This is a genomic window from Mycolicibacillus koreensis, from assembly GCF_002104795.1.
Taxonomy (GTDB): domain Bacteria; phylum Actinomycetota; class Actinomycetes; order Mycobacteriales; family Mycobacteriaceae; genus Mycobacterium; species Mycobacterium koreense.
In genome coordinates, this window is the sequence record NZ_NCXO01000088.1 from 1 (window position 1) to 4,882 (window position 4,882).

The following is a 4,882-nucleotide window of genomic DNA, read 5'->3' on the forward strand; positions in this document are numbered from 1 at the left end:
CGGCGGCACTGACCGCCTGAACCATCTCAACGAAGAATCATGCGACGACGTCGTACACCACACCCGTGGACTTGACCCCCACCCAGTGGTGTCGCATCAGGCTGGTGCCCAACCGGTGTGACCTCCAAACGGTCGCCCAACGCTCACATCCTCTCCATCGAGTTGCTCGGCGGCAATATATCGGCGGAAATATAGACAGATCCGGACATGGTGGGCAAACCACGGGACCTGACGACACGGCGACGAGATGTGATCACCGAAGGGCCCTCCGTGTGCGAACTACGATCCGCTCGACGACACGGCGATGACCGCAGGCGTGCGCCCCGATCTGGAGCACAACGCCCGCTGAATCATCGATCCGGCCGAAACGGTCACCGGCCTCGGCGGGGAGATCGACCGCGGGCAGTGCGGGGTCCTCACCGCGACGTGTAGCCGAGCGCCGCAGGTCCGTCCAATGTTCCCGACATCCCGGTCGGCGAGCATCTCCCGCTCCCGCAGGGCCGCGTTATGGATCGGTCGCGAGGGCAGAGGAATCAATACCCCCGAACACCCTGAAAATGTTTCGCTATTCTGCAGGAAGGAACCGGAGGGTGGCCATGAGCAGCAGCGATCGGCGAACCAAAACGGACCCCGTTGTCGTCGCTGTCGCCGTGGGGTTCCCTGTCGGACTGATCGCCGTTTTCCTGGCCGGGTGCATGTGGGCACTTCCCGAGGACGCGTGGAAGATCGCCGCGCAACCGTTGGCCACGTTGACGGCGGGGGTGTGTGCCCTGCTCGCCGGGGCCATGGCGTTGCTGGGAGCCCATATTGTGAGTAGCCGCGCCCGGGCCGACAACGCCGCGCAACTCGCGGAGCAGCACCGGGCTACGTCTGACCAGATCGAGCAGCGCAAGGATGCCGCCACCGTTGAAGCGTTGTGGCGACGCTTCGAATGGGTCGTCGACCATGTCGGCACCCGGAGGCCGATTGGTTTGGGCCTGGCCCAATCGACGCCAGGAAGCATCGACGAGGTGCAGGCCAGCGAAATCTTGGTCGCGATTCGCAACGCCGCCGAGGACCTCGACGCTCAACTGTCGACGATGCTGGATATCTATATGGGACAGCAAGCATCCGGGATCGTCGCGGAGATCGGGCTAGAGGGCGACAATGCCGACGCATAAGAGGACACTGGTAGGCGACAACGAGGAGATGTCGATATGAGCTTTTCCCGACTGCTCGCCGATGCCGAGCCCGACAAGGCCGCGCGCGCGGCGGTGCGGATGGCCCACGCGATCGTGGAACGTCCTAGCGTGTCGGCCGAAGAGCGCGCCAACGCCCAACGACTGATCGACCTTGGGCCAGAAAGCGTAGAGCGCCTGCTACGCAAGGCCCGGGAACGCCACTTGGCCGGCCACCGGCAACGGGCGGGTGCCGCGCAAGCGCCGCCGCTGGCAGTGCCCACTCTCGCTGACGCGGCGATCCAGGAGGGAAGAGCACCATTAGTGCTGCATGTCAGGGCCGGGAGCCCCGACGCCGAGGTCTCGATCTACGGCTCTGCGGGCGCCACGGAAATCCATTACGGCGGCGAACGGTACCAGATCGTCCCGGAATGAGATGGGAGCGTGGGGGTCACGTCGGTCGACGACAGCTGAACCGCCACGTCATCGCAGGCGCCCTGTGACACCGAGTCAAACGGCAGAACCGGAGTCACTGCCAACCCGGGGCGACATTCACATCGGCCGATAGAGGTTCGGCCACACACCAGCGACCCTTGTGCTGCCACAGCGCCTGGGCCGGCTTCCCCGGCCAGCACACACCCAGCCATGAGCGCACAGTCGCCGAGGTGAGCCCGCGCCGCGGGCGGCGACCAGTTCGCCACCGAGGACGATGAACCCCGCACGCCGGCGGGTCCCGCACGGTCAGCTGACGCCCGACAGCATCGGCGGGTGGCCCGGCCCATGAGGCCGGTCACCCGCCGGATGCATCATGGTGTATGACGATTCCCAGCATCAGGCTTCAGTATCGCTCGAAGTCATGGTCGGGTCCGGGCATGCGCACCTGAATATCACCGGTCAAGATCCCGCCCGTTGCCAAGAACGATGTGTTCCGATCACAGGTCAGTCACATGTACACGAAGCTGAGGCGGGCTTGCGCTTTGCAAACCCGCCCCAGCTTGCTGACGACTTGCGTCAGATCACCGAACTGAAGGTGTCGATGATCATCTGCCAGATCATGTCGAACGGGAGCGCGTCAGGGAGCAGGGCTCCGATGCCAGTCGACAGGTCGCCAAGGTTCAACGCATCCAGCAATGTAGCCGGGTTCAAGAAATTGAACAGGTCATCGAACGATGAACCGAGACCCAGGCCGTCGAAGATCGTTTGGCCACCGAGCGCATCGGCGATCACCCCGGGCAGGTAGTTGATCATCCCGTCGGTCAATCCGCCCATCGGCCCGATGTCCAGGCTGAGAATTCCGGGAATTCCGAGTTCCAGGCTTTCCATGGGTTGCAGCAGGCCGTTGAGGACTGGGATTTCCAGTCCCAGGATGTCAAGTCCCCACTGGCCGTTGAGCGCCGCGTCGCCGACGAACCCAGGACCGGCGACAAGCGCGCCCAACGCGCTCAGGTACTCGCCGCTATTCAGGGCCGCTTGGAACGCTTCGCCGCTGACACCGATACCTGCAAGCGTGTTCACTAGGGGGCCCAGTCCCGCGAGACCCATCACCATCGCAGGGGGTAGGTCGACATCAACCGCAAGAAGGTCCGTTCCGGGGAGAGCCCCAATGGCATTAAACAGAGCCTCCGGGTGCAACACCCAAAAAGCCAGGCCCTTTTCGAGGATTTCTGCAATGGCGTCCCCCAGTGGACTGTCGACGCCGATCGTCGGAGTGAGCGTCGTGAGCGCCGCGAACACGTTCTCCAGGTTCCCCAACATCTTCCCGGGTACGTCAATGATCGATGCCGGCTCGTTGAAGACACCCTGGATATAGTCGAACTGGTTCGACGCGACTGCCTGCAGGATTGGGAAAGGCTGATCGAGCCAGTTCTGACCGATGACCGACAAGTTGTTGAACGAGTTCTCAAACAGTGCCGGATAGACCTCCAACGGGTTCAGCGGATCGCCGAACGTGTCGGCATTCAGGAGACCGTCACCCAACGCTCCAAGTGCGGCGGTCGCCCCGCCGAGCAGGTCGGTGATGCTGTCCAACGGGCTCGCAGTCAACTGGATCGCCGGCATTTGAACGTCCGGCGTCGTCGGTGGGGACACGACGGGCGTCGCCAACAAGGCGGTGGCACCCACAACAGCTATACCGGTGGTGACATAGGGACGAAGCGCTTGCTGCATGGTCGTTGTCCTTTACTAGTGCCGCATCCACGTCTCTCGGAACTTGAGAGGTAGCTCACATGTTAGCTGGGTTTTATCTGATAAATGCCGGATTTTCAAATCCGTCCTGACTTTTTCGAAGGGCCTCGATCCAGACCACCGCTCCGAAACCGGCGGGCGACCATCAGCGGCCGCCACGACGGGATGCCGAACAAATTACGAGGTGAACGCACCCCCGGGCATCCGCCTGAGTCCCTTCAGCGGTCTGCTACTCATCCCTTTAGCGTCCGGGCCCACAGGTACGGGTCCGCTGCCAGCCGGGCGGTGACGTAGTCGATGAACGCACCAAACGGGTCCGGCCCTGGCCGTGCCCACAACCCCAGCGTTCGCTTCCCAGACAGACAGTCCCGCACCGTATTGCGGTCGCGGCCAACGTGACGGGCGATCGCTGCAATCGTTCAACAACCGTCTACGAAGGGAGTGCCTCAACTGCAACCACTGGACCAGCCTGCTCGAAGCCTGCGTCGTCATCGGCGACTTCACGAACGACCACAACCACCGGCATCGGGCTTCCAAACCCCGGCCGAGTACGCCGCCCAATACAGCCACACCCACCAGCCCGTGGCCTCCGAGATCAACCGAGATCGGCATCGACGCAACCCGGCTCTACAACCGGCTGGACGGACTATCGGGGGCCTGGCACGATAGTCCATCGTCGCGCGACCCAAGCGCGGGGCCATGGCCTTTGGAGTAGCCGCCTTCAGTTCGCTCTCCGGTGAACCCGCGGCGATTCACGGGGCACAGCGCGCCCAGTCGGCGGCCGAGGCGAAGGAGTCGCCCGTGGGGCTTACCCGACCAGAGCGCCCAGCAGGATGTTGGGGATGCTCAGCATCAGTTGACCGATGGCGTCGATACCCAGCAAGCCGGTCAGATCAAAGCCGAACAGGTTCGCGAGCGCTCCGGAAACCTCAGTACCCCAGCCGGCGAGCGTGCTAGTGATGTCGTCGAGACCGCCAGTAAGGAAGCTGAAGTCCACGCTTGGCAAGACGGTGCTCAGCAGTCCAAGGTCTCCGCAGTCCAAGGTCTCCAATTTGCCCAGTGATTGCGCTAGCTGGCTCCACCGGAGCTGGTAAGACGCTCAACGCCTCGGTAAGGAAGCTATTAAGGCGCGACACACTGGAGAGGATCAGTCCCGCTTCAGTCAAGTTGTCCAACTCTCCGGTGGGTCCAAGCGGGGCAGGTAACAGCGTTACCAGAGTCTTCACTACTGGCCCTGTCGCCGACGTTATCAACGACGGCATATCGTTTCCGTTCGTACTAGGGCCGATCAGGTCGTACAGCAGGTTTGACAGCAAGCCAGGGATGTCGCTCGGGTCTTGGAAAGCAGCAGCGCCTGTGTTCAGCAACGACCCTGGGAAGTCCTCGACCCAACTCGCAATCGCCGGCAACATCCCCGGGATGTCTAGTGGAGCTACGTTATTGGGGCCGATCAGCGCTTGAAGGGGTCAAGTCCACGGGTGTGGTGTACGACGTCGTCGCATGATTCTTCGTTGAGATGGTTCAGGCGGTCAGTGCCGCCG

General features: G+C 62.8%; 4 protein-coding genes. 2 read left to right on the forward strand and 2 right to left on the reverse strand.

From position 1 onward, the window contains the following. Positions 1-596 precede the first annotated feature (596 nt). Together B8W67_RS19815 and B8W67_RS19820 are read left to right on the forward strand one after the other, a co-directional pair. Complete coding sequence (locus B8W67_RS19815) at positions 597-1,160, forward strand: hypothetical protein (RefSeq protein WP_085305893.1); 564 nt, start codon at positions 597-599, stop codon at positions 1,158-1,160. Between the two features lie 36 nt (positions 1,161-1,196). Continuing rightward, entirely contained in the window at positions 1,197-1,592 is a 396-nt protein-coding gene (locus B8W67_RS19820; protein ID WP_085305895.1) for a hypothetical protein, read from the forward strand. Positions 1,593-2,168: 576 nt separating this feature from the next. Here the strand turns inward: B8W67_RS19820 and B8W67_RS19825 are convergent. Together B8W67_RS19825 and B8W67_RS19835 are read right to left on the reverse strand one after the other, a co-directional pair. Then, positions 2,169-3,323 (reverse strand): hypothetical protein, encoded by a 1,155-nt coding sequence (locus B8W67_RS19825; protein WP_133056172.1) that lies wholly within the window; start codon positions 3,321-3,323, stop codon positions 2,169-2,171. Positions 3,324-4,149: 826 nt separating this feature from the next. Next, positions 4,150-4,338, reverse strand: a complete 189-nt coding sequence (locus B8W67_RS19835) for a hypothetical protein (protein ID WP_133056173.1) — start codon at positions 4,336-4,338, stop codon at positions 4,150-4,152. Positions 4,339-4,882 lie beyond the last annotated feature (544 nt).